Genomic DNA, 25275 nt, shown 5'->3' on the forward strand with positions numbered 1-25275 from the left:
CTCCTTTTCGAAGGACAACGCATGCCGATTGAAAAGGTTGGCCCGCAAGGAGTTGACCTCGCTTCGGGTCCCAGCTCGCCCGCGCACCGGCGCATACATCAAAGTTAAATGCGGCCGCCGAGCCGCGGTGATAATCGTTGCCCGTTTGGAGGGCCCTTCAGGAGGAGTCCCATGGACGTTCGAACTCTCATAGGCAGCCTCTCGGCCGCATTGCCGCGCCGGCGCGGCGCTGCACCGCCGATCCCTGTCAGGGTGATCCGCGCTTCGCTCGCCGAAGTGCCGCTCAGGCCTCGCCCGCGGCCGCCGCATCGGCCGCCGCCGCCGGCCCGGCCCGCGAGCAACATGTAACCTCGGAACGAGGCCTTGAAACCAGCAGGCCGGATGCAACCGACTCTCGAAGTCATCGTTTTACGGCCATCGTCAATTTTATGGTGCGCCATGAAACCCTTGCGTATGAGCAACCCGCTTCTCGTCCTCGCCGCCATCGTCACGGCCGCGCCCTTTGTCGGCCTTGCCTGGCGGACACGCGAATGGCTCGGATGGTGAAGACCGATGAGCCGCTTTTTGCCGCTCACCATCCGCTTCGTCAGCGGCGGCACGATGGTGGTCACCACCGTCGCCGAGGCCAGGAAGGCGCTTGACGGCGCATGGAAGAACAAGGAGGCGCCGGCCTATCTCGAAGCGGCCCGGCTGGTGGACGACGCGATCGCGGGCACCTGCCGGCCGGCGATCGCCTTCGCCGCCTTCAAGAAGGCTGCCGCGCAACAGGGCCTGCTCAAGCCTGCCGGGCCAAGTGCCGCCCTCACCATGCTCGACCAGCTATGGTCGCGCTCCAAGGGGCCGCCCGGCTAGATCAGGATGACGTTTTGTTGAATCGCCATCCTGATCTCACTCTTTGCGAGAGCATGATCTTCTCCGAAAACCGGTTCCCACTTTTCGGGATCATGCTGTAGACGTTCCCAACCAACCTGTTCCGGCCGACCTATCTCGGCTCGCGGGTCATGCTGAGATAGGTCGGATCGAACTCGGCGATCGCGACCAGCCGCTGCCAGTCGAGGATCGTGATTATGTGGTTTGTCCAACCGATCACGTTCATGCGGCGCAGCGTGCCGATCACCCGGTTCATGTGGACGACGGAAAGGCCGATCACGTCAGCGAGTTCGGCCTGTGACAGCGGCAGGTGGAAGCTCATGTCGCGGGTCTTCTTCACCACCTGCAGCCTGACGAACATTTCGCATATCAGATGCGCCAGATGGGAGGTCTTGGAACGGCGGCCCATGGCCACGATCCATTCGCGGTGGATGGCGCCGTCGACCAGCGTGTCCAGCCACAAAAGCCGGGTGAGATGCGGCGCCTGTTCGGTGATCGTCTTGAGCCTGCCGTGCTCGGCCGCGGCCACGTGGCAGGGCGACAGCGCCACGATCCCGTGATCCATGGTCTTGAGCAGGAAGGCATGCAGGTCGACAAAATCGCCGGCGACCTGCAGCGAGGTGAACTGACGTCCGCCGTCTTCCAGGACCTTGTAGCGAGCGGCCAGCCCGTCGATGATCAGCGTGCTGTGGGTCGGCCTGGTTCCCTCCGAAACGATGTCCTCGCCGACGCCGACATATTTCTCGATCGACAAAGTAGCGGCAAGCAGCGCCTTTTCTTCTTCCGACAGGGCGTCGTGCTGGCCAAGGTTGAGATAAAGCGATTCCAGCATCCGGCGTCCTCCATTCGCAACAGCTAACGTCGGGGCGCGGCTCCGGTTGCAGGCGGCCGCACGCCCAAGGACCGGCGCGTGGCCGGCTCTGCCCGGGATCAGCAGCTTGGAACCATCACGTCACTGGTGGATTGAGCGTCGAAATCGCCGGGAATCAACGTGCCGATGGAACGCTTCTACTTCGACCTAGACAACGCCGAGAACAGCCAGGAGGACACGGAGGGGCAGCTTTTTCCCAACCGCGAACGCGCTGGGATGGAGGCGTTGCGCATCCTGTATGACGTCGCTCTCGACGAGGTGCCGGGCGGCGGGCATCTGTCAATCACGGTGAAGGTGCTCGACGACAAGCGAGACCAGATCTTCGAAGCGTCGCTGACATTGAATTCTGCCTGGAGCTGAGCCGGCCTGTCGGCTTGAGCCACCGGAGGACAAGCCATGTTCGAGGCGTTCGACAGTCGCGAGATCGACACCGGGGAAGCGCGGATTTTTACGCGACGCGCCGGCGACGGGCCTGGTCTGCTGTTGCTGCACGGCTTTCCCGAGACGCATGTGATGTGGCGCGACGTGGCGCCGAAACTGGCTCGGGATTTCACCGTCATCTGCGCCGATTTGCGCGGCTACGGGCAAAGCTCCTGCCCGCCATCGGCCGCCGACCACGCGCCATACGCCAAGCGCGCCATGGCCGGCGACCTGGTGGCGCTGATGGAGACGCTCGGCTTCACGCGCTTCCTGGTCGCCGGCCACGATCGCGGCGGGCGCGTCGCCTACCGGATGGCGCTCGACCATCCGGACCGCGTCGAGAAGCTTGCCGTGCTCGACATCGTCCCCACCGCCGAGGCCTGGGACCGCGCCGACGCAAGGCTGGCGCTCGGCTACTGGCCGTGGTCGCTGCTGGCGCAACCCGAACCGCTGCCGGAGACGATGCTGGCGGCCGGCGCGGAGGCGGTCGTCGACAATGCGCTTTCCAACTGGGGATCCGCGCCTGCCACGTTCCCGCCAGCCGTGCGGCAGGCCTATGTCGATGCGCTGCGCGACCCGGCGCATATCCACGCCATCTGCGAAGAGTATCGCGCGGCGGCTTCCCTCGACCGCCGTCACGATCGTGAGGACCAGGCAACGGGTCGGCGCATCGCCTGTCCGCTGCTGGCGCTGTGGAGCGAGCACGGCGCGCTCGCCGAATGGTACCGCGACGAAGGCGGGCCGCTCGGCATCTGGCGGAGCTGGGCCGACGATTCAAGCGGCGGAGCAATGCCCGGCGGCCACTTCTTCCCGGAGGAGTCGCCGATCGAAACGGCGGCCACGCTCGACGCGTTCTTTTCCGGAAGATGAAGGCTTCCGGAAGATGAAGGCGCCCATTCCCGCAGGCGGCGCGGTTCAGGCACGCGCCTGGGTGGCCCGGCTCACCTTAGCATCAGACAAAGCAACGGCAGCGCCGTCAGGCCGATCGCCATGACAATGAGCGTGGCATGGCCGAGACGCTCCGCGCGCCTGGCAATTTCGGCGATCTCGTCCTCGTCGTTGATGACGTCGAGGAAGGAAAGATCGGCACTGGTGGCGCGGTTGTTGTCGTTGGCAGGCAGGCCTTCGGCATCCTGCCGGGCGGGGCTTGCAGAAATGTGGGTCAAAACGTCGTCTCGCTCCGAAGCCGCTCACGGCCTTCTTGTTGTTGACATGGGTGCCCGCCGTCATTGCGCGGGGGGCGATCGGCGAACACCCAGGATGGCCGGCGATGGAGGGGGCTTTCTCGTCGGCCGCTCACCAATTCGCAAAAAGCACATTGGTTGCACTGACCGGCCCAATGCGCCGGTATGGTCAGACTTCAGTCTGACCCGGGTCCCGAAATGTTTCAGGGGGAACGTCCGTCGCTCCCAAGCCGCGTCACATGGAACCAGTTCGGCTTCTTTCGGTTGCTTAGAGGCCGCCGCGGCTGAATGGCCGACGGCTCCATTCGGGCATTTTTGATGGAGGCACCGATGTCCTTGCATACGCTTCACCCCGAGCGCGTCGACGAAACCCGCATGCAGGCTTATTCGGTTTTTGCGCCGATCCTCATCAATCTGCTTGCCCAGAAGCTTGCCCGCCACCAGGGCATGAAGGAACTGGACAAGCTCGAGAGGTCGCTGGTGCGGCTGGTCGAGGAAACGGACGTCGCCGCGCCGGATCCGGAAGCGATGAAGGAATTCGCCATCGAACTCATCGTCTCGACGCTGCGCAATGTGCGTGAACACCCCGACGCCAAGCACGACCTGGAAGAGATCGACGGCCGCCGCGCCGAAGGCCGCTCGGAAGATCCCGACACGCTGGAAGAGCAGCTGCAGTCCGGGCTCGAGGACAGCTTTCCGGCAAGCGATCCGCCGGCCGTGGTCTCGACCGCGATCACCGGCGGCTCGAAGGATATCGTCGGCACCGACGAGGTGCTGCGGCGCAAGAAGGAAGCTTCCGCGCGCCGTCGGGAAAAACGGGAAACCTAGGCGCGCAATCAAGGGTGGCGCTCGCAGCCAAGCCGAGCGGCGGGCCGTCCTGAGCCGCCAGAGGTGAACGCGCGGACAAAGGGAACCAGTCCCGCCGCGGAGGGTTGGTTCAGCATCGGAAGGAAAAGACCATGCGCAAAAGCGAACTACCCCACCGCCCCGGCGCGGCCGGCGCTCCGTCCTCCGACGATTTGCCGACCAAGGGCGGCGACGATCCCGATGTCCGCTTCCTGGCCGAGAACACCGATCTGTCGCCCAGGCAGGCGCGGGAACTGATCCGCGAGCACGGGCACGACCGCGGCAAGCTTTTGGAGATCGCACGAACCATGAAGGCGGAGGGCTGACCTCTCCAACGCCGCGAAGGGCAGGCCCGCCGGAAGCGAGGTTGAGATGAGCAATTCACCGAAGACTGGACGTCCCGGAACATCGGATCAATGGCCGCGCTGGGAAGGCCCGAAGGCCAACAAGCCGCGTGGCTACCTGCCGGCCAAGGACGATCCCGACGAGAACCGGGATGCGGCGGGCGAGAACAACAAGGATCCGGAACGGTCCGATCTCGGCGACGCCGCCAAGAAGAAGCATTCCTGAGGCCGGCTTCATTCAGTGCAACAAGGAGCAAGACAATGCCACGCGGAGACAAATCGAAATACACCGACAAGCAGGAACGCAAGGCCGACCACATCGCCGAGGGCTATGAGAAGCGCGGCGTTCCGGAGAAGGAAGCCGAGCGGCGCGCCTGGGCGACCGTCAACAAGGACGACGCCGGCGGCAAGAAGGAAGGCGGCTCGGGGCGCGGCAAGCACACCGGCAATCCGGCCGCGCACAAGGGCGGCAGGATGGGCGGCAAGGCATCGGGCGAACGGTCGGCGGCCGAGCGTTCGGCGTCGGCCAAGAAGGCGGCGGCGACGCGCAAGCGCAACGAGAGCCACGCGGGGCATTGAGGCGTTTGGATTGCACAGACGTCCGCGATTGGCGAAATCGGCGGCACCGCGCTTTCTCCCCGTCACTATACGGGGAGAAATGCCCGGCAGGGCAATGAGGGGCAGAGCCGAGTCCGCGAGTTTTGTCGTCGCGGCGTAGGCGCCGGCCCTCAGGTCGCCGATCGCCGCGCCGCCCCTCATCCGCCCTTTGGGCACCTTCTCCCCGTTGAACGGGGAGAAGGAAAGAATCCTACAGCGGCAGCTCCGAGGTCTGCTTGATGGTCTGGCTGGGAACATCGGTCTTGACGTTCTGCACGCCCTTGATGCGGCTCAGATGCTCGGACTGGAAGCGGCGGTAGTCGTCGATGCCGGCCGCGACGATCCGCACCATGGCGTCGCAATCGCCCAGCATCAGATAGCACTCCATCACCTCGGGGAATTTCGCCACCTCGGCGGCGAAATGCTCGATCGTGTCCTCGTCCTGCTGTTTCAGCCAGATGCGGGTGAAGAAGGTCTGGCCGCGGCCGATCTTGGCCGGGTTCAGCACCGCGACATAGCGGTCGATGACGCCGGCCTCCTCCAGCAGCTTGACGCGCCTGAGGCAAGGCGACGGCGACAGGCCGACCTCTTTCGCCAGATCGTTGTTGGCCATGCGCCCGTCACGCTGCAAGGCGCGCAGGATACGTTTGTCGATCTCATCCAGCTTCATGGCTTGAAATTCCAATCTTCCGCCTGACTGCGCTACCCAGTGCCAAATTTAGGCAGAAATGGCGCATCTTCGCAACCCGATTGCGGGCCGTTTCGGCTATGGTCCGGTCACCGATAGCCAACAACCGACTGGGCCAACAACTGACTGGAGAGCGGCGGCCGCGAGGCCGGCCGAAGGCAAAGCCATGAGCGTTTCCGAGATCGCCCTCGCCGAGGGCCAGGCCGCCAGCGGGCGCGGCGGCGAGTTCCGGCGCGGGCTTGCCGCCTCGACGCCGGTGCTGCTCGGCATCATTCCCTATGCGCTGGTGCTCGGCGCGCAAGCCGCGCAGAAGGGGCTCGGCGTCGTCGAGGTGCCGCTGATGACCGGCCTCAACTTCGCCGGCGGCTCCGAATTCGCCGCCATCCAGCTCTGGACCTCGCCGCCGCACGTTCTTCTGATCGCCGCCATCACCTTGCTCGTCAACAGCCGGCATTTCCTGATGGGCGCGGCGCTGGCGCCATTCATCAAGCACCTGCCGAAGCGCCAGGTCTTCCCGGCGCTGTTTTTGATGTGCGACGAGGGTTGGGCGGTGGGCCTGGCGGATGCGCGGCACCGCGCCGCCGCCGGCATGCGGCCGGCCTTCAGCCTGGCCTTTTATCTCGGCGCCGGCCTGCCCTTCTACCTCGCCTGGGTCGCTTTCACGACCTGCGGCGCGGCCCTTGGGCCGGTGCTCGGCGACGTCCAGCAATATGGTTTTGCGATGGCCTTCCCGGCCGTCTTCCTAGTGCTGCTCCGCGGCATGTGGAAGGGTTTTTCCGCGGCGCGGCCCTGGCTGGTCAGCCTGGCGGTGGCGGCGCTCGCCTACCTCGTCGTTCCCGGCGCCTGGTATGTGGCGGCCGGGGCGTTGTCCGGCTGGTGGCCGCCTGGTTCCTGGCAGGTGACGAATGATCGATCCGATGACCGTGTTCGCCATCCTGGCGATGGCCGGCGTGACGTATCTCACCCGTATCGGCGGCTATGTGGTGCTGCGGAACAGAACGCTCGGCCCGCGCGCCACGGCGGTGATGGAGGCCGCGCCCGGCTGCGTGCTGATCTCGGTGATCGCGCCGGACTTCGTGTCGAAGAACCCGGCCGACCTCGCGGCTTTAGCCATCACCGTGCTTGCCGCCACCAGGCTGTCGATGCTGCCGACCGTAGTGATCGGGGTGGCTTCGGCGGGCGCGCTGCGGTGGCTGATGGGCTAAGGCCTGTGGGGATTCATCTGGAATTGATGACGGCAGCGGCGAGATGGATCATTGCGGCGAAGCTTTGATTGGTCTTGTCGGCTCGCATGGCGATGCGCTTGAACTCTTTGAGCTTGCAGAAGAAATTCTCGATGAGGTGCCGCCACTTGTAGAGCTCGCGATCAAGCGGCAAGGGTCGTGCCCTGCGCGGATGCTGGGAGATAATGATCTTGGCGCCGCGTTGGTTGAGATCGGTGACGATGTGATCGCTGTCGAAGGCCTTGTCGGCAATCAGCCCGCCAAACTCGATGCCTTCAAGCAGCGGTTCGACGCCGATCGTGTCGAAGCGCTGGCCGGGCAGCAACTCGAAACGCACGAGATTGCCCAGTGCATCGGTGAGCGCAAGGATCTTGGTTGTCATGCCGCCCTTGGAGCGGCCGATGGCCTGGCTCTGAGTCCCCCTTTTGCGCCCTGGCCGTGACGGTGGACCTTGACGATGGTGGCGTCGACCATGGCGTATTCCATGTCCGGCTCGTCCGAACAGGCCTCGAACAGCTTCGCGAAGACATCGGCCTTGCGCCAGTCGCTGAAGCGCCTGAACGCGGTGCTCCAGTTTCCGAACATCGCCGGCAGATCGCGCCACGGACTGCCCGTGCGAGCGATCCAAAGAACAGCCTCTATGAACAGCCTATTGTTACTGCCGCTGCGCCCAGGGTCGCTCGACTTGCCCAGACAATGCGGTTCCATCTTCGCCCATTGCGCATCCGTCAGTACGAATCGTTCCATCCAAAGCTTGAATCACATTCAAGCTTCAACGTGAATCCCCACAAGCCTTAGAGCATGATGCCGAAAAGTGTGAAGCGGTTTTCGGACGACATCATGCTCTATCTCTTTGATTTAGAGACGGATTCGGATTTCATGTCGACTCGACCTGAAAATCATCCGGCTCTAGGATGGAGCCGGCGCCGGAGTTGCGATCTCCCCCCGGGGATCGCAACTCGGCGCGGCAGCTCAGTCGTCGCCGCCATGGCCGCCGCCATCACCGCCGCCGCCACCGTCACCGCCGCCGTCATGGCTGCCGCTGTCCCCACCACTTTCGCCGTTGCCCTCACTTTGATGATGATCGCCCTCATGATCATCGCCCGCATCGTCACCCTGGTCGCCCTGGTGCGAGCCGATGTCGACGCCGTCATCGTCGTGATCGCCTTGCAGATTTTCAGCCGCGGTGTGATCTTCTTCATGGCTGCCTGTGACGCCCTGCTCTTGATCGTCCTGCACCGGCGCGGTCACCTCGCCGCCGTGATCGGAGCCCGCGAGCGACGGCTGCGCCGCCAGAATGCCGAGCAAGGAGACCGAAGCCACCAGCAGCAAGGGAAAGGCCTTCATGTCGTCTCCTTCCGGCCGGCGAACCGCCATTGTCGATGGCAGATCATCTGCCTGGCCGGATTACGGCGCCCTTAAACGGGTGGCTTCAATTTTAGCGATTGCTTATTTACATCTGCCGCCTGGCAGGCAGAGCCAATCCGCCTGTCGCCCGCGCGACGATCGCTTCCAGCGGCTCGGGCCGGTGCAGGAAAAAGCCCTGGCCATAGGCGACCCCCATGCCCTGCAGGATTTCCAGCGCGCTGTTTTCCTCGATCTTCTCGGCCACCACGGCGGCGCCCATCGACCGGGCGATGCCGGCGATCGCCGAGACGATCTCGCGGTCGAAGCGGCTCTCGGCGATGTGCTCGATGAAGGAGCCGTCGATCTTGATGGCGTCGATGGGGAAGCGTCTGAGATATTCGAACGAGCTCATGCCGGCGCCGAAATCGTCGAGGCTGACGCGGCAGTGGCGTTGCCTGGCCTTGCGCACGAATTCTTCCGCGGCGTCGAAATTGGTGACGGCGGCGGTTTCGGTGATCTCGAAGCCGATGGCCGAGGACGGCGCGCCGCTCTCGGCGATGGCCTCGTCGACGAAGTCCCAGAGCTGCGGATCGGAGAGCGTCTGCGCCGACAGGTTGAAGTCGAGCGAGATGGCGCCGGCGCGCATCGCCTGGCCATGGCGCGTCAGCACGGTGCGGATGATCCAGCGGTCGAGCCGGGCGGCAAGGCCGAAGCGTTCGGCGACCGGCATGAACCCGCCGGGCGGGATCATCTCGCCGTTGCGGGCCTCCAGCCTGGCCAGCACCTCGACGTGGCGGTTGACTTCCCACGGCTGGCCAAGCCGGTGGATCTCCTGGCCGAACAGCTTCAGCCCGCCGTCCTCCATCGCATCGACCAGGTCGGCGGCCAGCCGCGCGGCGTTGAGGCCGACGGCGCCCGACGTCGTCTCCGGCGAGAACACGGCGAAGCGGGCGCGGCCGCCGGCCTTGGCGGCGTAGCAGGCATCGTCGGCGCAGGCGAGCGCGTCGGCCACCGCCATGTTGCGGTCGCGCACGAAGGCGATGCCGATGCTGGCGGCAAGCCGGCGCGAGGTGACCGCCGAGCCGTGATCGGCATCGCGCACCGCGGCGAGCACGGCGCGGGCAAGCCGCTCGGCGCAGGCGTCGCTGCAGTTCGGCACCAGCAGCGCGAATTCGTCGCCGCCGAGGCGCGCCGCATGCGCCGACGCCGGCAGGCTGGCGAGGATGCCGGCCGCGACGCTCTTCAGTGCCAGGTCGCCGGCGGCGTGGCCGGCATAGTCGTTGAGCGCCTTGAAGTAGTCGAGGTCGACGTAGAACACGGCGAGCGGCAGACGCTCGGCCATGGCGATGTTTTCGGCGAGCAGCCGGTCGAAGGCCGCGCGGTTGAGCAGCCCGGTCAGGGCATCGTGACGCGCGGCATAGGCCAGCTCCTCGGCGCGCTGCTTCTCGTCGGTTATGTCGCGCACGGTGCCCAGGATCTGACCGGCCGAGCCGACACCGGCGATGAAGCGTACCAGCGACTCGAGATGGCGGACCTGGCCGTCACGCAGGACGATGCGGTATTGCGAGGCGACGACGCTGTTCGAGCCGGGCGCGATCTGATGGGCTCGCTCGGTGGCTTCCTTGTCGTCGGGATGAAGATAGGTGTGCCAGAGTTCGGCCGCCACCTCGTCGGTATCGGCAACGAGGCCGAATATCTCGCGGGTGCGCGCGTCCCAGTAGCTTTTCCTGGTGCCGATGTCGTGATGCCAGATGCCGGTGCCGCTGGCGGCGATCGCCAGGCGGAAGCGGATATTGACCTGCTCGAGCGCTGCCTCCGCCTCCTTCTGCCGGGTGATGTCGGTCTGCACGCCCATCAGCCGCAGCGGCTTGCCGTCGGCGTCCCGTTCGACGATGCCGCCGCGGTCGAGCACCCAGACCCAATGGCCGTCCTTGTGGCGCAGGCGCAGCTCGGTCTCGATGGAATCGACAAGGCCGGCGATATGGCGGTCGCCGCTTTCCTGCGCGCGCTGGCGATCGTCGGGGTGGGTAAGCGTCAGCCAGAGATCGGACGTGTTGGCGAGCTCGCCCGCCTCATAGCCCAGCATCTTCGACCAGGTCGGCGAATAGTAGCAATCGCCGGTCGACAGATTCCAGTCCCACAGGCCGAGATGAGCCCGGTCGAGCGCCAGCGCCCAGAACTTGCCGTTGCGTTTATCGTCGTCCGCCATGCCCAGTTTGTCTTCCGCCCCGTCGCGCAATTCTGCACGAAACGAGAGAAGAAAGAGTTACCGGAGATAGCGGGATATCTCCCCCTTGAGGGCCCTTGAGGGGGAGATGGCCGCGGAGCGGCCAGAGGGGGTGGTCTCACGTAGATTGCCGACGCGATCTTGTCGCACAAGGCGCTGGCGCTCCACGCGCTAGCACCCCCTCTGTCGCCTTCGGCGACATCTCCCCCTCGAGGAGCCTTCGCCGCACCACCGCCGCATGAAATCGCGCGCTCGATCGCGGCGCTCACCTGCGAGCGGAAACTGCGGCGTCGCCGCTACAAGCTAATTTGCGGATCACAGGACCCGCCATCAGGAGCAATCAATTGTCGGGAAGCGGCAACGGTGTCTCGCTCAAGGTCCGGAGATAGGCGATGACGTCTGCTCGCTGCTTTTCGTCCCGCAGACCCGGGAAAACCATATCTGTTCCGGGCAAGGCGAATGCCGGATTTGAGATAAAAGAATTGAGGTCCTCAAAGGTCCAAGCGCCGCCGGCTTCCTTTATAGCTGACGAATACGGGACATCGCTTTGTGAAGCCTTCGGCCGCCCTACGACGCCCCACAGATTGACCCGTTTGGGAATCTTGAGGCTCGGCGATGCAAGATGACAGGCCCCGCACGTTCCGTCGAAAATCTCCTTGCCTGATTCAGCGCTTGCCGATGCAAGTCGAGCCGAAATCGGCGCAATGGCCGGTTGTCCGGCGCCATGACTGCGCAAGTAGGCCACGACGTCGTCGTGACCACTGAGCTTGGCCAAATGTATGGGCGGATTTCCATTCGATGTCAGTGCGTTGACCTCCGCACCGGCGTCCACAAGATGGATGACGCACTGAAGGCAGCCATTTTCGGCAGCCACGTGCAGCGGCGTCTGCGCTTTCGCCAACTGATTTGGATCGGCCCCATTGTCGAGCAACAGCTTCACGATCTCAGCGTACCCAGCCTTGTTGGCGGCATAGAGTGGAGTTCTTTGCCAGCTGACGGGCAGGTTGACGTCCGCCCCACGGTTGATCAGAAGTTTGGCTAACTTGAGATTTCCGCCTTCGCAGGCGATGTAGAGCGCCGTGACGCCGTCAATTTCGTTAACAGCGGCGCCTTTGTCCAAGGCGGAAGCCACCGCTGCGACGTCGCCCTTCTTGACAAGATCACCCAAGCTGCTCGCCTGGGCGGGCAGTGCAAAAAGCCAAAGGACCCACGAAGCCCGGATCACCCATATGCGTCCCCGCTTGATCATTGTATCCTCCCTACGGCAGCCCACAGCTTCGTCCCGGGCAGTCAACAAGATTGAGTTTCAATTTAACCCAAAGCGGAAATTTAGTATACGCTAATATAACAGCGCCGGCTCCGCGAATAACCTCGCCTTCGTGCATTTCGCGTCAATCAGGCTGTGGCCGCAGCTTGACGAGGCCTGGCATTGGTCGCCAACCCGGTTTGGCCACGATTGCAGAACCGCTGAATTGCCGGCGGGCCAGCGATCCTGCCTAGATCCCGAGTATCGGGTGAGATTGCGCGAAGGGGCCGCGCCCGACCGCAGCGCCCCTTCCTGGAATGCTTCATGCAATCTGCAGGAGCACCTCGTCCGGCGCCACGCCGACAAGCTCGGCATAGCGGCCGGGGTCGGTCGCGCCCTCCGAGTTGATGGCGAGCACGCGGGAGTTGGCGTCGAGGCCGAGCGCGGTCCGCATCGCCTTGTCGCCGGCCGCGCGGATCAGTCCGGCGAGCCCTGCGCCGCCGCTCTCGCCGGAGACGATCGCCGGATCATTGCCCGACGGGCGCGCCAGCCGCTTCATCACCGCGACCGCATCCTCTTCGTCCACCGTCATGAAGGCGTCGCCGACGCGCGCCAGCACGCGCCAGGCGACCAGCGACGGCTCCGCGCATTCGAGCATCGTCATGACGGTCGGCTGCCCATGTCCGATCGTTACCGGACGTCCGGCCTCGGCCGAGGCGTAGACACAGGCCGAGCGTTTCGGCTCGACCACCACGGCTTTCGGCCGCCGCCCGCCGAGCACAATCGCCATATGGCCGGCAATCGCCGCCGCGAAACCGCCGACGCCGGCCTGCAGGAAGACATGCGTTGGGGGTTGGGGCAGGCGCCGCAACGCCTCGCGCACGATCACCGTATAGCCCTGCATGACCAGGCCGGGAACGCGCTCGTAGCCCGGCCAGGAGGTGTTGGAGACGATCTTCCAGCCGCGCTCGGCGCCGACCCGGGCGACTTCGCGCACCGCGTGATCGTAGCCGCCCTCGACATGCACGATCTCGGCGCCGAAACGGGCGATGGCCGCGACGCGCTCGGCGCTGACGCCGGCATGGACGAAGATGACCGAACGCGCGCCGACCAGGCCGGCGCCCTGCGCGACGGATCGGCCATGATTGCCGTCGGTGGCGCAGACGAAGATCATGCCGGAGGCGATCTCGCGCACTTTTTCGTCGCCGATCTCGCCGACATCGACCGCGCGGCCGAGGCGTTTGCCGGCCTCCTCCAGCACCAGCCGGATGACGGCATAGGCGCCGCCCAGCGCCTTGAAGCTGCCGAGGCCAAGACGCCGGCCTTCATCCTTGACATGAAGGGCCGCGATGCCGAGTTCATCGGCCAGTGCCGGCAAGCCGTGCAGCGGTGTTTCGGCATGGTTGTCGCGGACCTCGAGATAATGCTCGGCCCGTTCGGCGCCGGCCATGCCAAGGGCCTCGGCATCGGCCGCAAGCAACGGCTGGTTGTGTTCGGGACGTTGGTTGAGCAGTATCATGGCATGCTTCCGAAAGGCACTGGACTCAATTGGCGCGTGCGAGAATCGCGCTCTCATCTCGCTGAATGATTGAAGTTTGTTTCAAATGGATGTCGCCAGATGCCGGGCCTGGCAGGACTCGGCGCCTCCGACCGTACCATTTTTGGGGGCAACCCGGGTCGAAAACCGGTCATTTCGCGTTTTCTCCTCCTGCGCTCAGTCGGCCGCCGTCCTGGCGGACGAGCCGTTCCCGCGCATCGCGGCCGAGGCTGCCGGACCGGACATCTCCCCCACAAGGGGGGAGATTGGCAGTTTCACCGCCGGCCGCCTATTCCTACTGGGTCGGCATCATCGCGTGTTCGCACGACACTTTCGGGTTCATGTCGGCGAAGGTGCCGGTCGGGTTGCCCTTCCAGGCCCAGACATGCAGTTCGTAGAACTCGCCCAGGCCGTAGCGGTTGGGGGCGCTGTTGAAGTTGAACAGCTGGCCGTCGAGCGATGCCGGCCCCTTCGAGGTGATGTATTCGACCGCCACCAGCTTGAGCGTGCCGTCGGCCATCGGCTCGTACATCACCGCCTCAGGCCTGGCGATGTCGACCTTGTCGTCCTTCAGATAGGTGCCGTTGACATAGTGGATGCCCATGGCGCCGCCGGTAATGCCGCTGGCGCAGGGAATGGGCGCATAGCCCTCGGCCGCCGCCGCCTTGACGTCGAGAAAGCGGCTGTTGGCGGCCCGAACCTTGTCGGCCAGGGGACTGGGGCCGGACATGGAGGCGTCCGGCTGCTGATGGGCCTGCGCGAACGAGGCGAACGCGGCAAGCACGGCCCCCGCCATGAGCAGCCTGCCATTGAAGTTCGATGTCATCTTCCTGTTTCCTGAAAAAAGGCCGGGCTCGCCGGCCGCCGGAAATATGGCGGCGCGACGGGCAGGCGCTGTGGTTGTTGTCGATTGACGATGCCGAATTCGGTGCGACGAGCGCCGGTCATCCCTTGGGCAGATATGAAATCGTTCCAGCCAGATCGGTGTTGTCGATCAGCTGGAAGCGGCTGTCGCTACCGCCCCGGCGGGCCGACACGAAGGGCGCGTAGGCCGGATCGTCGGTGAAAGCGCGCGCCGCCGCTTCGGACGGGAAAGCCATCAGCGCGATCAGTGTGGTGTCGAGCGGCTTGCCTTCGACCGTCTTCACGTTGCCGCTGCGCGCGAGATATCTGCCGCCGTGCTTGTGAACGAGGTCGTGCACGGTGGCGGCATAGTCCGGTATCCATTTGGGGTCTTTCACCTTGATGTCCGCGATAAGGTAAGCGGTCATGAACAGTCTCCTGGTTGTTGTGGCGCACAGGAGGATCCCGTGCGTCGGCCAAAGGGCTCGCATGGCAGCACGACCGCCAACCAGTCCGCGATCTGTACCGGGCCGGTACAGTTTCTGTACTCGCCGCTTCATTCGTGAAGGTCTAATGTTCAGCCCAGCTTCGAGGGAGAGACGCCGATCATGGCCCAGCACGGATACAAGCAGTTCTGCCCGCTATCGATGGCCGCCGAGGTGCTGTGCACCCGCTGGACGATGGTGCTGATGCGCGAACTGGTCGCGGGTTCGACGCGTTTCAACGACCTGCGCCGCGGCGTCCCGAAAATGTCGCCGACCCTTCTGTCGCAACGGCTGAAGGAGCTCGAATTGGCCGGGATCGTCGAGCGCAAGGAGGTGCCGGGCGAGAAGGGGATCTTCGAATACCAGCTCACCGAAGCAGGGCGTGACTTGCGCCCGGTCGTCGAGGCGATGGGCTTCTGGGGGCAGAAATGGGTCGAGTCGCGGCTGTCGCTCAAAAACCTCGATCCGTCGCTTCTGATGTGGGACATGCGCCGCAACCTGAACCCCACGCCGCTGCCCGAGGGGCGCACGGTGATACAATTCCTGTATCAGGAGCTGCCGGCGTCGAAACGGTCGTGGTGGCTGATCGTCGAGAAGCATGGCGAGGTCGATTTGTGCTGGTACGATCCGGGCTTCGACGTCGACCTCTACGTCTCGACCGACCTGCACACGATGACGGCGATCTGGATGGGGCTGCTGACCGTCGAGAAGGCCGGCGCCAAGGTCGCCCTGACCGGCGACCAGGCCATCGGCAGGAAGATGCAAACCTGGCTGGGGCTCAGCCCGTTTGCGGTCGAACCGAAGCGCGCGGCCTAGCCAGACACCAGCTTGCGCTTACCACGTTTGCGGCCATGGACCGGGTGGGGTCGATTGGGCGCGGCGCGGAAGCTGCCAATCTCCCCCCAAGTGGGGGAGATGGCCGGCAGGCCAGAGGGGGGCGCTGTCCCGCCGGCCTATCAGCCTAAAACAGCCGCTTGGTCGCTAAGGTTGTCGGGCAAATCAGAAAGGCTGGCGATCCTTCGCGCCCCTCTCTGCCCTGCCGGCCATCTCCCCCACTTGGGGGGAGATTGGCTGTCGCCACCGCTTTCGCCAAGTTGCGGGCTCAGCCCTGGCCACCGTCGCCCCTCGCCGCTCGTCCCAGCCAGCGCGCATAGATCTCGCCGACGATGCCGCGGCGGAAAATCAGCACGCAGACCATGAAGATCAGGCCGGTGGCGATGGTCACCGGGAAGCCGGAGGTGGCCAAGGTGTTTTCCAGCCCGACGACCAGACCGGCGCCGACGACCGGGCCGACCATGGTGCCGATGCCGCCGAGCAGCGTCATCAGGATCACCTCGCCCGACATCTGCCAGGTGACATCGGTGAGCGTGGCGAACTGGAAAACGATCGCCTTTGTGGCGCCGGCGAGGCCGGCGAGCGCCGCCGACATGACGAAGGCGGCGAGCTTGTAGCGGCCAACCGAATAGCCGAGCGAGATGGCGCGGTTCTCGTTCTCGCGGATGGAGCGCAGGATCATGCCGAAGGGCGAGTTGACGATGCGCCAGATGGCGAAGACGCCAACCAGGAAGACGGCGAGCACGAAGAAATACATGTTCATCGGCACGTTGAGGTCGATCAATCCGAGGAGCGTTCCGCGAGGCACGCCCTGGATGCCGTCCTCGCCTTCGGTGAACGGCGCCTGGACGCAGAAGAAATAGAACATCTGCGCCAGCGCCAGCGTGATCATCGAGAAGTAGATGCCCTGCCTTCGGATGGCGAGGAAGCCCATGACGAGGCCCATTGCCGCCGCGCCGATGGTGCCGAGCAGGATGCCGGCCTCGGGCGGCCAGCCCCAGGCTTTCACCGCATAGGCGCAGAAATAGGCCGCGCCGCCGAAGAAGGCGGCGTGGCCAAAGGAGAGCAGCCCGGTGTAGCCGAGCAGCAGATTGAAGGCGCAGGCGAACAGCGCGAAGCACAGCATCTTCATGACGAAGATCGGATAGATCACGAAGGGCGCGGCGATCAGCGCCACGATGCCCAGCGCCACCAGCGCCCGCTCCAGCCTGACGGAGGCGGCGGCGCGTTGCTGATGAAGGGTCGCCTCGCTCATCTCAGGCGTCCCTTCCGAACAGGCCGGCGGGCCGAAGCAGAAGCACGATCGCCATGATGACGAAGACGACGAGGTTAGAGGCTTCGGGATAAAACACTTTGGTCAGGCCCTCGGCGAGGCCGAGCATGTAACCGGTGACGATGGCGCCCAGGATCGAGCCCATGCCGCCGATCACGACGACGGCGAAGACGACGATGATGAGGTCCGAGCCCATCAGCGGGCTGACCTGGTAGACCGGCGCGGCAAGGATGCCGGCGAGCCCCGCCAGGGCGGCGCCCAGCCCGTAGGTGAGCGTCAAGAGCAGCGGCACGTTGACGCCGAAGGCCTGCACCAGCTCGGGATTCTCGGTCGCGGCGCGAAGATAGGAGCCGAGCCTGGTCTTCTCGATCAAGAGCCAGGTGCCGATGCAGACGATGAGCGAAGCCGCCACCACCCAGCCGCGATAATTGGGCAGGAACATGAAGCCCAGATTGGTGCCGCCGGCGAGCAGCGCCGGCACGGCGTAAGGGTTGCCGGAGACGCCGTAATAGTAGCGGAACACGCCTTCGATCACCAAGGCCATGCCGAAGGTGAAGAGCAGGCCGTAGAGCGGATCGAGCCGGTAGAGCCGCGACAATGCGAGACGTTCCACCAGCATGCCGAACAGGCCGACGGCGACCGGCACCAGGATCAGCGCCGGCCAGTAGCCGATGCCCAGATGCACCAGCAGCAGATAGCCGACGAAGGCGCCCAGCATGTAGAGCGCGCCATGGGCGAAGTTGATGATGCGCAGCAGGCCGAAGATGACGGCGAGCCCGAGGCTGAGCATGGCGTAGAAGGAGCCGTTGATGAGGCCGACCAGGAGCTGGCCGAGCAAGGCCTGGATGGGGATGCCGAAGACTGTCAGCATGGCGCGATCATACCCCCAGCACCTCGTGCAGCTTGTCCGTATGCGCGGAAAGCTGGCCGACCGGAAAGCCCTCCACCACCTTGCCGTGGTCCATCAGGTAGAAACGGTCGGCGATGCGGGCGGCGAAGCGGAAATTCTGCTCGACCAGAAGAATGGTCATGCCGCGCTTCTTCAGCGTCGCCAGCAGCTCGCCGATGCGCTGCACGATCACCGGCGCCAGGCCCTCGGTCGGCTCGTCGAGCAAAAGCATCTCGACCCCGGTCCGCAGAATGCGGGCAATCGCCAGCATCTGCTGCTCGCCGCCGGAGAGTTTCGTGCCCTGGCTGTTGCGGCGCTCCTTCAGGTTGGGGAAGAGTTCGAAGATTTCCTCGACGCTCATGCCGCCCTTGGCCACGACCGGCGGCAGGATCAGGTTCTCGTCGACGGTGAGCGTGGCGAAGATGCCGCGCTCCTCCGGCACGAAGCCGATGCCCTGATGGGCGACACGATGCAGCGGCAGGCGCATCAGGTCCTTGCCGTTGAAGGTGACGGAGCCGGTGCGCTTGCGGATCAGGCCCATGATGGCGCGCAAAGTCGTGGTCTTGCCGACGCCGTTGCGGCCGAGCAGCGTCACGGTCTCGCCGCGCGAGACGTCGAGGTTGACGCCGTGCAGGGCATGGCCCTCGCCATACCAGGCGTGGAGATCACGTACGGCAAGCAGCGGCTCACCCATGCTCGGTCCCCCCATGCTCGGTGCCCCCATGCTCGGTGCCCATGTAGGCGACACGCACGCGTTCGTCCTTGCTGACCGTCGCATAGTCGCCGGCGGCGAGCACCTGGCCGCGCTGCATGACGGTGATCCAGTCGCAGAGATCGGCAACGACGGTGAGGTTGTGCTCGACCATCAGCACGGCACGATCTTTTGCCAGCGAGCGGATGATGCCGGAGATCGTGCCGACATCCTCATGCCCCATGCCGGCCATCGGCTCGTCGAGCAAAAGCACCTTCGGGTCGAGCGCCAGCGTGGTGGCGATCTCCAGCACGCGCTTGCGGCCATAGGAGAGATCGCCGGCGAGCCGATGCGCCGCATCGTCGAGGCCGACGATGGCGAGCAGCTCGCGCGCCCTGGGCGTCAGCTGGTCCAGCGCCGAGACCGGGCGCCAGAACTGGTAACCCAGGCCGCCCGGCCGCTGCAGCGCGACGCGCACATTGTCGAGCACGGAGAGGTGCGGAAAGATCGCCGAGATCTGGAAGGAGCGGACGAGCCCCATGCGCGCCACCTTGGCCGGCGGCGTGCGGGTGATGTCGGTGCCGAGCAATTCGATCGTGCCGCTGGTCGGCTGCAGGAATTTGGTCAACAGATTGAAGATGGTGGTCTTGCCGGCGCCGTTCGGGCCGATCAGCGCATGGATCTTGCCATGATGGATGTCGAGGTCGACATCCTTCACCGCGACGAAGCCGGCGAAGTCGCGCCTGAGGCCGCGGGCGGAAAGCACCACCCGCGGCGTCTCATTCATGCCGTCCGGCCGGACGGCGGTGGCGGTGTCGAGCGTCACTTGGTGACGAGCGGGCAACCGCTGTCCTCGGCCTTCATGAAGGCCTTGTCGCCGGGAATCGTCGCCAGATAGGTGTAGTAGTCCCAGTCCTTCTTCGACTCTTCCGGCTTCTTGACCTGGTAGAGATACATGTCGTGCACCATCGAGCCGTCGGCCTGCACCTTGCCGTTGGCGGTGAAGACGTCGTTGACCGGCATTTCATGCAGTTGCTTGGCCACCGCTTCGGTCTCGTCCGTGCCGGCCTTGTCGATGGCTTTCAGATACTGCGTCACCGCCGAATAGGTGCCGGCCTGGATCATGTTGGGCATGCGGTTGGTGCGCTTGAAGAAGCGTTGGGCGAAGTCGCGGCTCTTGTCGTCGCGATCCCAGTAGTAGCCTTCGGTCAGCACCACGCCCTGCGCCGCCTGCAGGCCGAGGCCATGCACTTCGGCGAGCGTGAAGAGGAGTGCCGCCAGCCGCTGGCCGCCGGCGACGATGCCGAACTCCGCCGCCTGCTTGATCGAGTTCGAGGTGTCGAGGCCGGCATTGGCAAGGCCGACGATCTTGGCGCCGGAGGACTGCGCCTGCAACAGGAAGGAGGAATAGTCGGTGGCGCCCAGCGGATAGCGCACCTCGCCCAGCACCTTGCCGCCGCTGGCCTCGACGAGCTTGGCGGTCTGGTCCTTCAGCGAATAGCCGAAGGCGTAGTCGACGGTGATGAAATACCAGCTGTCGCCGCCCTGCTTGACGAGCTCGCCACCGGTGCCGACCGCCTGGGAGTGAGTGTCATAGGCCCAGTGGAAGCCGTAGGGCGAGCACTGCTTGCCGGTAAGGTCCGTCGAAGCCGCGCCGGTGACGATGTCGATCTTCTTCTTTTCCTTGGAAAGCCCCTGGACGGCGAGCGCGACGGAAGACGTGGTCAGCTCCATAATCGCGTCGACCTGTTCGGTGTCGTACCATTGGCGGGCGATGTTGGAGGCGATGTCGGGCTTGTTCTGATGGTCGGCGCTGACGATCTCGATCGGCGCGCCCTGGACCTTGCCGCCGAAATCCTCGACCGCCATCTTGGCGGCCTCGACCGACCATTTGCCGCCGAAATCGGCATAGACGCCCGACTGGTCGTTGAGGATGCCGATCTTGACCTTGCCGTCGGAGATTTCGCCAGCCGCCGCCGGCATTGCGGACGCCGCGAGGAGCGCGGCCGAGACGAGATAGGATGCTTTCACTGGTGGTTCCTCCCTTGTGGCCAACCACGGCAAACGCAGCCGACCTCGCAATGGTTCAACAGTTCCGTCCGGATTTTGGATTTTTGGGGCCTCGATCCTGTCTCCCGCTCCTCCTCCTGCGGGTTCCTTGTTTTGCGGGGCGGGCCGCCGCGTGCCCTGGGTGCACGGGCGCGAGCCTAGCATCACATTTCACGGGTGGAGAATGCTATTTTCGTAGCATGGCGGATGGATGGGACGACCAGTTGCCGGAGACGATCAAGAGGCTGGGAAATATCCCCCTCATCGACGCCTACTCACCACGGCAGCCGCTTGCCGTCGCGAAAAAATCCGCCGGTCGGGCCGTCGTCAGGCAAGGTCGCGGCCCAGACGATGCCGGCCGCCCCTTGCGCGACCGGGCGACCGCCGGGGCCGCCCATGTCGGTCGCGACCCAGCCGGGGCAGATCGAATTGACCAGCACGCCCGAGCCGCGCAGCTCGGCCGCCAGGATGCGGGTCAGCGCGTTGAGCGTCGCCTTGCTGGTCGAATAGGCCGGCGCGCCGGCGCCCATCGAGGCGAGCGAGCCGCCTTCCGACGAGACGTTGACCAGCCGGCCATGGCCGGAGGCGACAAGCAACGGCACAAAGGCGGCAGCTATGCGCCAGGCGCCGAAGACGTTGGTCTCGAAGGCCTCGCGGATCACCGTCCAGTCGGGTTTGAGCGCCCGCGCCGACGGGTCGTAGTGGATCGCGGCATTGTTGATCAAAACATCGAGCCGGCCGAAGCGGCGTTCGACCGCGGCCGCGGCCTGCGCGGCCGCTTCAGGCGCGGCGACATCCAGCGCGATGGCCTCGACCTTGCCGCCGCTGTTCTTGGCCGCCGCCTCGCCCTTGGCGAGGTCGCGCACGCCAATGACGACGGTGAAGCCGAGTTCGGCCAGCTGCCTGGCCGTTTCCAGGCCGATGCCGCGATTGCCGCCGGTGACGAGGGCGACTTTGGCGGAGTGGGTTGCTGTGTTCATCGCGCGTGCTCCCGTGGTCTGCTCCATAAAGGATCGCATGGGCGGCATTGTTTGATTAGAGAGCGACGATGGCAATCATTATGCGATGTGGCGCATGAATTTGCTGTCCCATTGCGAGCGAGGCCGAGTTCCTTCGCACCCCCGGCCTGCCCGTCCTCCGCAGCAGCCGCGGAGGGTGGACCGGCCATCTCCTCCGCAATGCGGGAGATTGGATTCTATTTCTTCTGCGGGTGGATCGTCTCGCCGCGCTTCAGCATGGCCACCAGATCGGCGATCTTCTTGCGGCGCCCTGCCTCGGTCTTCATGTTGTGGGTGCGGAAGGCGAGCGCGAAGCGGTTTTGCGCGGAAAGCGCCGCCAGCATTTCCTTCGCCTTCGGCTCGGCATCGATCGCCGCCTGCAGGTCGGGCGGGATGGTCATCTTCTTCGATCCGCCATAGGCGCGATCCCAACGGCCATCGGCCTTGGCCGCCTCGACCTGTTCGAGGCCATGCCTGGTCATGCGGCCCTCCTCGATCAGGCGCGCGACGTTGTCGACGTTGATCTTGCTCCAGATGCTCTTCCTGCCGCGCGGCGTGTAGCGCTGCAGGAAGCTTTTTTCATCGAGCGACTTGCGCACCGCGTCAATCCAGCCGAAGCAGAGCGCGACGTCGATCGCCTCCTTCGGCGTGATCGAGGCGAGCCCAGAGCCGACCTTGTGGATCTTGATCCAGACTTCGCTTTCGCGGTCGTGATTGTCGGCCAGCCAGGCATGGAAGCTTTCGGCGTCGGGGAACTCGCGCACCTTGTCCGGATCGACTTTCATCGGGGGCATCGTTTTTCCTCCTAGCGCGGCGCGAAAGCTGCCGATCTCCCCCCTTGCGGGGGAGATGGCCGGCAGGCCAGAGGGGGGCGCTGTCCCGCCAGCCTGTCGGGGCCTCATCGCCGTCTCTGCTTATAGTTGATGGAGATTAGACGGAAAGGCCGCGATCCTTCACTCCCCCCTCTGCCCTACCGGGCATCTCCCCCACAAGGGGGGAGATCGGCTGCTTCATCGACACCGCCTGTCCTTCATCGGACTCTCCGATGGCGCTATCGGTTTCTTCCGTTTCCAATCTGCCGGCTCAACCGCCAAATGATCGTCCATGCAAAGGAAAGGCATGGACATGGACAAGCAGAAAATCCTGATCGTCGGCGGCAGTTCGGGCATGGGGCTGGCGCTTGCGAGGCGCTGTCTCGCGGAAGGCGCCGGCGTCGTCATCGCCGGGCGCGGCGAAGCGAAGCTGGACGCGGCGCGCGGAGAGCTCGGCCGGCCGGCCGCTCTCGAAACGGCGGCAGTCGACATCGGCAGCGAAGACCAGGTCGCGGCGCTCTTCCAACGCATCGACCGGCTCGACCATATCGTCAGCACCGCGGCCGATATCGAAGGCGCCTATCGGCTGTTGCCCGAGATCGAATTGGAAGCCGCCCAGCGGGTGGTGGAGAGCAAGTTCTACGGGCCGCTGCTTCTGGCCAAGCATGGCGCGCCGCAGCTGCCGGCCAACGGCTCGCTCACCTTCGTCTCCGGCATCGCGGCCTATCGGCCGGCGGCGCGTGGCGCGGTGGTCGCGGCCGTCAACGCGGCGCTGGAAGGGCTGGTGCGGGCTCTGGCCGTCGAGCTGGCGCCGATCCGCGTCAACGCGGTCTCGCCCGGCTGGGTCGACACGCCGATCTGGGAGTTCGTCGCCGGCGACAAAAAGGACGACACGCTTGCCGCGATGGCGAAGCGCTTGCCGGCGGGACGGGTCGGACGGCCGCAAGACATCGCCGACGCAATTCGCTTCCTCATCGGCAACGGCTTTACGACGGGAGAGACGCTGCATGTCGAGGGCGGGCAGCGGCTGGTTTGACCGGCGTGAAATTCTCGCCCACCGCTGCGAGCAGGCGTTTCAAAGCCGGCGGCTGGACGCGGCGGCGGCGCCAGATCATCACCACGTCCGCCGAGCGGACCGGCCCAGGCCAGGCAAGCTCGGCCACCTCGCCGCGATCGATCGCGGCGGCGGCCGCGAGCCGCGGCACGAGGCCGAAGCCGGCGCCGGCCGCCACCAGACCGGCGATGGCGTCGATGCTGCCGGCTTCGGCGGCGAGGCTGGGCTTGCCGAGACCTGCCCCGGCGAAGGCGGTGTCGACCATGGCGCGGTAGACGCAGCCGGTCTCGGTGGCGACGAAACGCTTGTCCGCAAGCGTCGCCAGATCGACATCGGCCCGGTTGTCGCCGGGCGGCGCGATCAGCGCCAGCGGCTCGGTGGCGACGACGCGCCTGGCAAGGCGCCGGTCCGGCGCGCCGTCGTCGACATCACGCTCATGGGGCTGCTCGAAGCAGAAGGCGACGTCGATCGCGCCGTCGCCCAGCCTGCGCAGCAAGTCGCCGCTGCCGGCGATCCTGAGCTTGATGTCGATGCCGGGGTGGTCGGCCCGGAAACCGGCGAGCCATGGGGCCAGCCTTGCCGAGGCGATCGTCTCCAGCGCGCCGATCGACAGGCTGCCCGCCGTCTCGGCCCTGGTGGCATCGACGGCGGCCCTGGCCTCGTCGGCCAGCGCCAGCAATTCCTCGGCATAGGGTTTCAGCGCCTCGCCGGCCGGCGTCAGGTGCAGCCCCTGCCGCGAGCGGATGAAGAGGCTCGAGCCGAGCTCGGCTTCCAGCGCCTGGATCTGGTCGCTGACGCTCGACTGGGCGAGATTGGCCGCCTGCGCGGCGCGCGTGACGTTGCCGGTGCGCGCGACCGCCAGAAAGGTCTTCAGCAGCCTGGGATGCATCGCGGCTTCGAAGCTACTGCAGCTGCGGCTTCTTGAGGAAGGAATTGCGGTCGGCGGATTTTACCCTGAGCCAGGTCTCGCGGCCGTCTCGCACGACGCGCAGCGGGATTTCAGCGCCGGCCGGATTCTGCCAGAGTTTTCTGTAGAAGTCGGCAAGGCCATCCACTTCGCCGTCGCGCACGTCGGAGATGATGTCGCCCTGGCGCAGGCCCGCCTTTGCCGCGGGACCGCCTTCCGCGACGCTCATCACCACCACCATGCCGCTCGATTCGGCCGAGAAGGCGCCGAGCCACGGACGCGGCGCCTTCGCCGCCTGGCCGCGCTTGATCAGATCGTCGAGGATCGGCGTCAAAAGATCGATGGGCACGACCATGTTGATGTCGGCCACCTCGCCGGCGCGGCTCATCTGCAGGCGCAAGGAACCGACGCCGAGCAGCTTGCCGTTGCGGTCGAACAGCGCCGCACCGCCCCAGGACGGATGCGCGGGTGCGGTGAAGATCGCCTCGTCGATCAGATATTCCCAATAGCCGGCGAATTCCTGCTTGGTGACGATATGGGCGTCGACCTGCTGGCCGATGCCGTCGGCGAGCGTCACCGCGTCGCCGATATTGGCCTTCCTGGCGTTGCCGAGCTGGACAGCCGGAAGATTGAGCGGCGACAGCGCCTGCACCAGGCCGAAGCCGGTCTCCTGGTCGTACGCCAGCGCATGCGCCGGCACGACGCGGCCATTCTGGTCGGTCAGCCACACCTCCTCGGCCTCGGTGATGAGATAGCCGATGGTGAGCACCAGGCCATTGTCGCGGATCACCACGCCGCTGCCTTCGCGACGCGTGCCCAGCGCATTGGCGGTGAAAGCGTCGTCCGGCACCGTGGCGCGCACGGCAACGACGGAACGCGAGATTTTTTCGACGGTCATCGATCCATCCTGCATAGCGGGTCTTGTTCTATAAGTATGGCCGAAGGAGCGCGGTGCAAGGGTCTTCTCCGCCCCTCGCGGAACTGGCACAAGCACTAGTTCAACGAAGATTGAACTTTTTTCTTTGACGCGCGCCGAACCG

Annotated in this window: 29 protein-coding genes and 1 pseudogene; 12 read left to right on the plus strand and 18 right to left on the minus strand. The window is 65.4% G+C overall.

Features of this window, described 5'->3' with window-relative positions; translation table 11 throughout:
* The first annotated feature begins 552 nt into the window (after positions 1-552).
* Entirely contained in the window at positions 553-852 is a 300-nt protein-coding gene (locus F3H96_RS20775; protein ID WP_149803593.1) for a DUF982 domain-containing protein, read from the plus strand.
* A gap of 130 nt (positions 853-982) precedes the next feature.
* On the opposite strand, the gene F3H96_RS20780 is transcribed toward F3H96_RS20775, so the two are convergent.
* Positions 983-1702, minus strand: a complete 720-nt coding sequence (locus tag F3H96_RS20780; RefSeq protein ID WP_149803594.1) for a Crp/Fnr family transcriptional regulator — start codon at positions 1700-1702, stop codon at positions 983-985.
* 165 nt (positions 1703-1867) lie between these two features.
* Here F3H96_RS20780 and F3H96_RS20785 point away from each other — a divergent pair, with 165 nt between their 5' ends.
* On the plus strand, positions 1868-2101 hold the full coding sequence (locus F3H96_RS20785) for a hypothetical protein (protein ID WP_149803595.1): 234 nt from the start codon (positions 1868-1870) through the stop codon (positions 2099-2101).
* Positions 2102-2137: 36 nt separating this feature from the next.
* Positions 2138-3031 carry an alpha/beta hydrolase gene (locus F3H96_RS20790; protein ID WP_149803596.1) on the plus strand — a complete coding sequence of 298 codons (894 nt, stop codon included), beginning with the start codon at positions 2138-2140 and terminating at the stop codon, positions 3029-3031.
* 71 nt (positions 3032-3102) lie between these two features.
* On the opposite strand, the gene F3H96_RS20795 is transcribed toward F3H96_RS20790, so the two are convergent.
* Entirely contained in the window at positions 3103-3327 is a 225-nt protein-coding gene (locus F3H96_RS20795) for a hypothetical protein (RefSeq protein ID WP_149803597.1), read from the minus strand.
* A 348-nt stretch (positions 3328-3675) separates the two neighbouring features.
* Here F3H96_RS20795 and F3H96_RS20800 point away from each other — a divergent pair, with 348 nt between their 5' ends.
* The 4 genes from F3H96_RS20800 (at position 3676) to F3H96_RS20815 (ending at position 5114) form a co-directional block, all read left to right on the plus strand.
* Positions 3676-4173, plus strand: a complete 498-nt coding sequence (locus tag F3H96_RS20800; RefSeq protein ID WP_149803598.1) for a hypothetical protein — start codon at positions 3676-3678, stop codon at positions 4171-4173.
* A 131-nt stretch (positions 4174-4304) separates the two neighbouring features.
* A complete protein-coding gene (locus F3H96_RS20805) occupies positions 4305-4517 on the plus strand; it encodes a hypothetical protein (protein WP_149803599.1) in 213 nt (70 codons plus the stop codon).
* A gap of 46 nt (positions 4518-4563) precedes the next feature.
* The gene (locus F3H96_RS20810) at positions 4564-4761 is read left to right on the plus strand and encodes a hypothetical protein (RefSeq protein ID WP_149803600.1); all 198 of its coding nucleotides are present in this window, start codon (positions 4564-4566) and stop codon (positions 4759-4761) included.
* Positions 4762-4796: 35 nt separating this feature from the next.
* A complete protein-coding gene (locus F3H96_RS20815; RefSeq protein WP_149803601.1) occupies positions 4797-5114 on the plus strand; it encodes a plasmid stabilization protein in 318 nt (105 codons plus the stop codon).
* Between the two features lie 229 nt (positions 5115-5343).
* Here the strand turns inward: F3H96_RS20815 and F3H96_RS20820 are convergent, their stop codons facing one another.
* Positions 5344-5802 (minus strand): Lrp/AsnC family transcriptional regulator, encoded by a 459-nt coding sequence (locus tag F3H96_RS20820; RefSeq protein WP_149803602.1) that lies wholly within the window; start codon positions 5800-5802, stop codon positions 5344-5346.
* 184 nt (positions 5803-5986) lie between these two features.
* Between F3H96_RS20820 and F3H96_RS20825 the strand changes: the two are divergent.
* Together F3H96_RS20825 and F3H96_RS20830 are read left to right on the plus strand one after the other, a co-directional pair.
* Positions 5987-6729 (plus strand): annotated as a pseudogene (locus F3H96_RS20825) (AzlC family ABC transporter permease).
* Complete coding sequence (locus F3H96_RS20830; RefSeq protein ID WP_149803603.1) at positions 6726-7025, plus strand: AzlD family protein; 300 nt, start codon at positions 6726-6728, stop codon at positions 7023-7025. The pseudogene F3H96_RS20825 and the gene F3H96_RS20830 overlap by 4 nt, the downstream one beginning before the upstream one ends.
* Before the next feature lie 13 nt (positions 7026-7038).
* On the opposite strand, the gene F3H96_RS20835 is transcribed toward F3H96_RS20830, so the two are convergent.
* Positions 7039-7790, minus strand: a protein-coding gene (locus tag F3H96_RS20835) for an IS5 family transposase (RefSeq protein ID WP_149803604.1) whose coding sequence is annotated in 2 segments (ribosomal slippage) — positions 7039-7460 and positions 7460-7790 — 753 coding nt in all. Because the reading frame shifts where the segments join, the coding sequence is not laid out codon by codon here.
* Between the two features lie 93 nt (positions 7791-7883).
* Between F3H96_RS20835 and F3H96_RS20840 the strand changes: the two genes are divergently transcribed.
* A complete protein-coding gene (locus F3H96_RS20840; RefSeq protein ID WP_188131486.1) occupies positions 7884-8465 on the plus strand; it encodes a hypothetical protein in 582 nt (193 codons plus the stop codon).
* A gap of 31 nt (positions 8466-8496) precedes the next feature.
* Here the strand turns inward: F3H96_RS20840 and F3H96_RS20845 are convergent, their stop codons facing one another.
* The 5 genes from F3H96_RS20845 to F3H96_RS20865 form a co-directional block, all read right to left on the minus strand.
* A complete protein-coding gene (locus F3H96_RS20845) occupies positions 8497-10599 on the minus strand; it encodes an EAL domain-containing protein (RefSeq protein WP_149803606.1) in 2103 nt (700 codons plus the stop codon).
* A gap of 358 nt (positions 10600-10957) precedes the next feature.
* Positions 10958-11866, minus strand: a complete 909-nt coding sequence (locus F3H96_RS20850) for an ankyrin repeat domain-containing protein (protein ID WP_149803607.1) — start codon at positions 11864-11866, stop codon at positions 10958-10960.
* 319 nt (positions 11867-12185) lie between these two features.
* Positions 12186-13382 carry a diaminopropionate ammonia-lyase gene (locus tag F3H96_RS20855; protein WP_149803608.1) on the minus strand — a complete coding sequence of 399 codons (1197 nt, stop codon included), beginning with the start codon at positions 13380-13382 and terminating at the stop codon, positions 12186-12188.
* A gap of 313 nt (positions 13383-13695) precedes the next feature.
* Positions 13696-14196, minus strand: coding sequence for a hypothetical protein (locus F3H96_RS20860; RefSeq protein WP_149803683.1), 501 nt, complete (start codon positions 14194-14196; stop codon positions 13696-13698).
* Between the two features lie 148 nt (positions 14197-14344).
* Complete coding sequence (locus F3H96_RS20865; protein ID WP_149803609.1) at positions 14345-14671, minus strand: DUF1330 domain-containing protein; 327 nt, start codon at positions 14669-14671, stop codon at positions 14345-14347.
* A gap of 180 nt (positions 14672-14851) precedes the next feature.
* Between F3H96_RS20865 and F3H96_RS20870 the strand changes: the two genes are divergently transcribed.
* Positions 14852-15544, plus strand: a complete 693-nt coding sequence (locus F3H96_RS20870; protein WP_149803610.1) for a helix-turn-helix domain-containing protein — start codon at positions 14852-14854, stop codon at positions 15542-15544.
* Between the two features lie 286 nt (positions 15545-15830).
* Here F3H96_RS20870 and F3H96_RS20880 read toward each other — a convergent pair whose 3' ends face one another.
* The 7 genes from F3H96_RS20880 to F3H96_RS20910 form a co-directional block, all read right to left on the minus strand.
* Positions 15831-16817 carry a branched-chain amino acid ABC transporter permease gene (locus tag F3H96_RS20880; protein ID WP_149803612.1) on the minus strand — a complete coding sequence of 329 codons (987 nt, stop codon included), beginning with the start codon at positions 16815-16817 and terminating at the stop codon, positions 15831-15833.
* Between the two features lies 1 nt (position 16818).
* Positions 16819-17706 carry a branched-chain amino acid ABC transporter permease gene (locus F3H96_RS20885; protein ID WP_149803613.1) on the minus strand — a complete coding sequence of 296 codons (888 nt, stop codon included), beginning with the start codon at positions 17704-17706 and terminating at the stop codon, positions 16819-16821.
* Between the two features lie 7 nt (positions 17707-17713).
* Entirely contained in the window at positions 17714-18418 is a 705-nt protein-coding gene (locus tag F3H96_RS20890; protein WP_149803614.1) for an ABC transporter ATP-binding protein, read from the minus strand.
* A complete protein-coding gene (locus tag F3H96_RS20895; protein WP_149803684.1) occupies positions 18411-19202 on the minus strand; it encodes an ABC transporter ATP-binding protein in 792 nt (263 codons plus the stop codon). The genes F3H96_RS20890 and F3H96_RS20895 overlap by 8 nt, the downstream gene beginning before the upstream one ends.
* Before the next feature lie 35 nt (positions 19203-19237).
* The gene (locus F3H96_RS20900; protein ID WP_149803615.1) at positions 19238-20446 is read right to left on the minus strand and encodes an ABC transporter substrate-binding protein; all 1209 of its coding nucleotides are present in this window, start codon (positions 20444-20446) and stop codon (positions 19238-19240) included.
* A 293-nt stretch (positions 20447-20739) separates the two neighbouring features.
* A complete protein-coding gene (locus tag F3H96_RS20905) occupies positions 20740-21444 on the minus strand; it encodes an SDR family oxidoreductase (RefSeq protein WP_149803616.1) in 705 nt (234 codons plus the stop codon).
* A 215-nt stretch (positions 21445-21659) separates the two neighbouring features.
* A complete protein-coding gene (locus tag F3H96_RS20910) occupies positions 21660-22256 on the minus strand; it encodes a YdeI/OmpD-associated family protein (protein WP_149803617.1) in 597 nt (198 codons plus the stop codon).
* Positions 22257-22581: 325 nt separating this feature from the next.
* On the opposite strand from F3H96_RS20910, the gene F3H96_RS20915 reads away from it, so the two are divergent.
* Positions 22582-23310: an SDR family oxidoreductase gene (locus F3H96_RS20915; protein ID WP_149803618.1), complete on the plus strand. Its 729-nt coding sequence runs from the start codon at positions 22582-22584 to the stop codon at positions 23308-23310.
* Here the strand turns inward: F3H96_RS20915 and F3H96_RS20920 are convergent.
* Complete coding sequence (locus F3H96_RS20920) at positions 23261-24217, minus strand: LysR family transcriptional regulator (protein ID WP_149803619.1); 957 nt, start codon at positions 24215-24217, stop codon at positions 23261-23263. The genes F3H96_RS20915 and F3H96_RS20920 overlap by 50 nt on opposite strands.
* 13 nt (positions 24218-24230) lie before the next feature.
* On the minus strand, positions 24231-25133 hold the full coding sequence (locus tag F3H96_RS20925; RefSeq protein WP_149803620.1) for a S1C family serine protease: 903 nt from the start codon (positions 25131-25133) through the stop codon (positions 24231-24233).
* Positions 25134-25275 lie beyond the last annotated feature (142 nt).

Source organism: Mesorhizobium sp. NFR06, assembly GCF_900115245.1.
Taxonomy (GTDB): domain Bacteria; phylum Pseudomonadota; class Alphaproteobacteria; order Rhizobiales; family Rhizobiaceae; genus Mesorhizobium.

Bases quoted from the DNA above. Each gene is read 5' to 3' on its own strand.
- F3H96_RS20830 (WP_149803603.1), top strand. From the start codon at position 6,726: ATGATCGATCCGATGACCGTGTTCGCCATCCTGGCGATGGCCGGCGTG.
- F3H96_RS20775 (WP_149803593.1), top strand. From the start codon at position 553: ATGAGCCGCTTTTTGCCGCTCACCATCCGCTTCGTCAGCGGCGGCACG.
- F3H96_RS20905 (WP_149803616.1), bottom strand. From the start codon at position 21,444: ATGAACACAGCAACCCACTCCGCCAAAGTCGCCCTCGTCACCGGCGGC.
- F3H96_RS20890 (WP_149803614.1), bottom strand. From the start codon at position 18,418: ATGGGTGAGCCGCTGCTTGCCGTACGTGATCTCCACGCCTGGTATGGC.
- F3H96_RS20780 (WP_149803594.1), bottom strand. From the start codon at position 1,702: ATGCTGGAATCGCTTTATCTCAACCTTGGCCAGCACGACGCCCTGTCG.
- F3H96_RS20850 (WP_149803607.1), bottom strand. From the start codon at position 11,866: ATGATCAAGCGGGGACGCATATGGGTGATCCGGGCTTCGTGGGTCCTT.
- F3H96_RS20800 (WP_149803598.1), top strand. From the start codon at position 3,676: ATGTCCTTGCATACGCTTCACCCCGAGCGCGTCGACGAAACCCGCATG.
- F3H96_RS20840 (WP_188131486.1), top strand. From the start codon at position 7,884: ATGCTCTATCTCTTTGATTTAGAGACGGATTCGGATTTCATGTCGACT.
- F3H96_RS20920 (WP_149803619.1), bottom strand. From the start codon at position 24,217: ATGCATCCCAGGCTGCTGAAGACCTTTCTGGCGGTCGCGCGCACCGGC.
- F3H96_RS20860 (WP_149803683.1), bottom strand. From the start codon at position 14,196: ATGGCGGGGGCCGTGCTTGCCGCGTTCGCCTCGTTCGCGCAGGCCCAT.
- F3H96_RS20870 (WP_149803610.1), top strand. From the start codon at position 14,852: ATGGCCCAGCACGGATACAAGCAGTTCTGCCCGCTATCGATGGCCGCC.
- F3H96_RS20925 (WP_149803620.1), bottom strand. From the start codon at position 25,133: ATGACCGTCGAAAAAATCTCGCGTTCCGTCGTTGCCGTGCGCGCCACG.
- F3H96_RS20915 (WP_149803618.1), top strand. From the start codon at position 22,582: ATGGACATGGACAAGCAGAAAATCCTGATCGTCGGCGGCAGTTCGGGC.
- F3H96_RS20845 (WP_149803606.1), bottom strand. From the start codon at position 10,599: ATGGCGGACGACGATAAACGCAACGGCAAGTTCTGGGCGCTGGCGCTC.
- F3H96_RS20820 (WP_149803602.1), bottom strand. From the start codon at position 5,802: ATGAAGCTGGATGAGATCGACAAACGTATCCTGCGCGCCTTGCAGCGT.
- F3H96_RS20885 (WP_149803613.1), bottom strand. From the start codon at position 17,706: ATGCTGACAGTCTTCGGCATCCCCATCCAGGCCTTGCTCGGCCAGCTC.
- F3H96_RS20865 (WP_149803609.1), bottom strand. From the start codon at position 14,671: ATGACCGCTTACCTTATCGCGGACATCAAGGTGAAAGACCCCAAATGG.
- F3H96_RS20805 (WP_149803599.1), top strand. From the start codon at position 4,305: ATGCGCAAAAGCGAACTACCCCACCGCCCCGGCGCGGCCGGCGCTCCG.
- F3H96_RS20810 (WP_149803600.1), top strand. From the start codon at position 4,564: ATGAGCAATTCACCGAAGACTGGACGTCCCGGAACATCGGATCAATGG.
- F3H96_RS20910 (WP_149803617.1), bottom strand. From the start codon at position 22,256: ATGCCCCCGATGAAAGTCGATCCGGACAAGGTGCGCGAGTTCCCCGAC.
- F3H96_RS20815 (WP_149803601.1), top strand. From the start codon at position 4,797: ATGCCACGCGGAGACAAATCGAAATACACCGACAAGCAGGAACGCAAG.
- F3H96_RS20880 (WP_149803612.1), bottom strand. From the start codon at position 16,817: ATGAGCGAGGCGACCCTTCATCAGCAACGCGCCGCCGCCTCCGTCAGG.
- F3H96_RS20855 (WP_149803608.1), bottom strand. From the start codon at position 13,382: ATGATACTGCTCAACCAACGTCCCGAACACAACCAGCCGTTGCTTGCG.
- F3H96_RS20790 (WP_149803596.1), top strand. From the start codon at position 2,138: ATGTTCGAGGCGTTCGACAGTCGCGAGATCGACACCGGGGAAGCGCGG.
- F3H96_RS20895 (WP_149803684.1), bottom strand. From the start codon at position 19,202: ATGAATGAGACGCCGCGGGTGGTGCTTTCCGCCCGCGGCCTCAGGCGC.
- F3H96_RS20785 (WP_149803595.1), top strand. From the start codon at position 1,868: ATGGAACGCTTCTACTTCGACCTAGACAACGCCGAGAACAGCCAGGAG.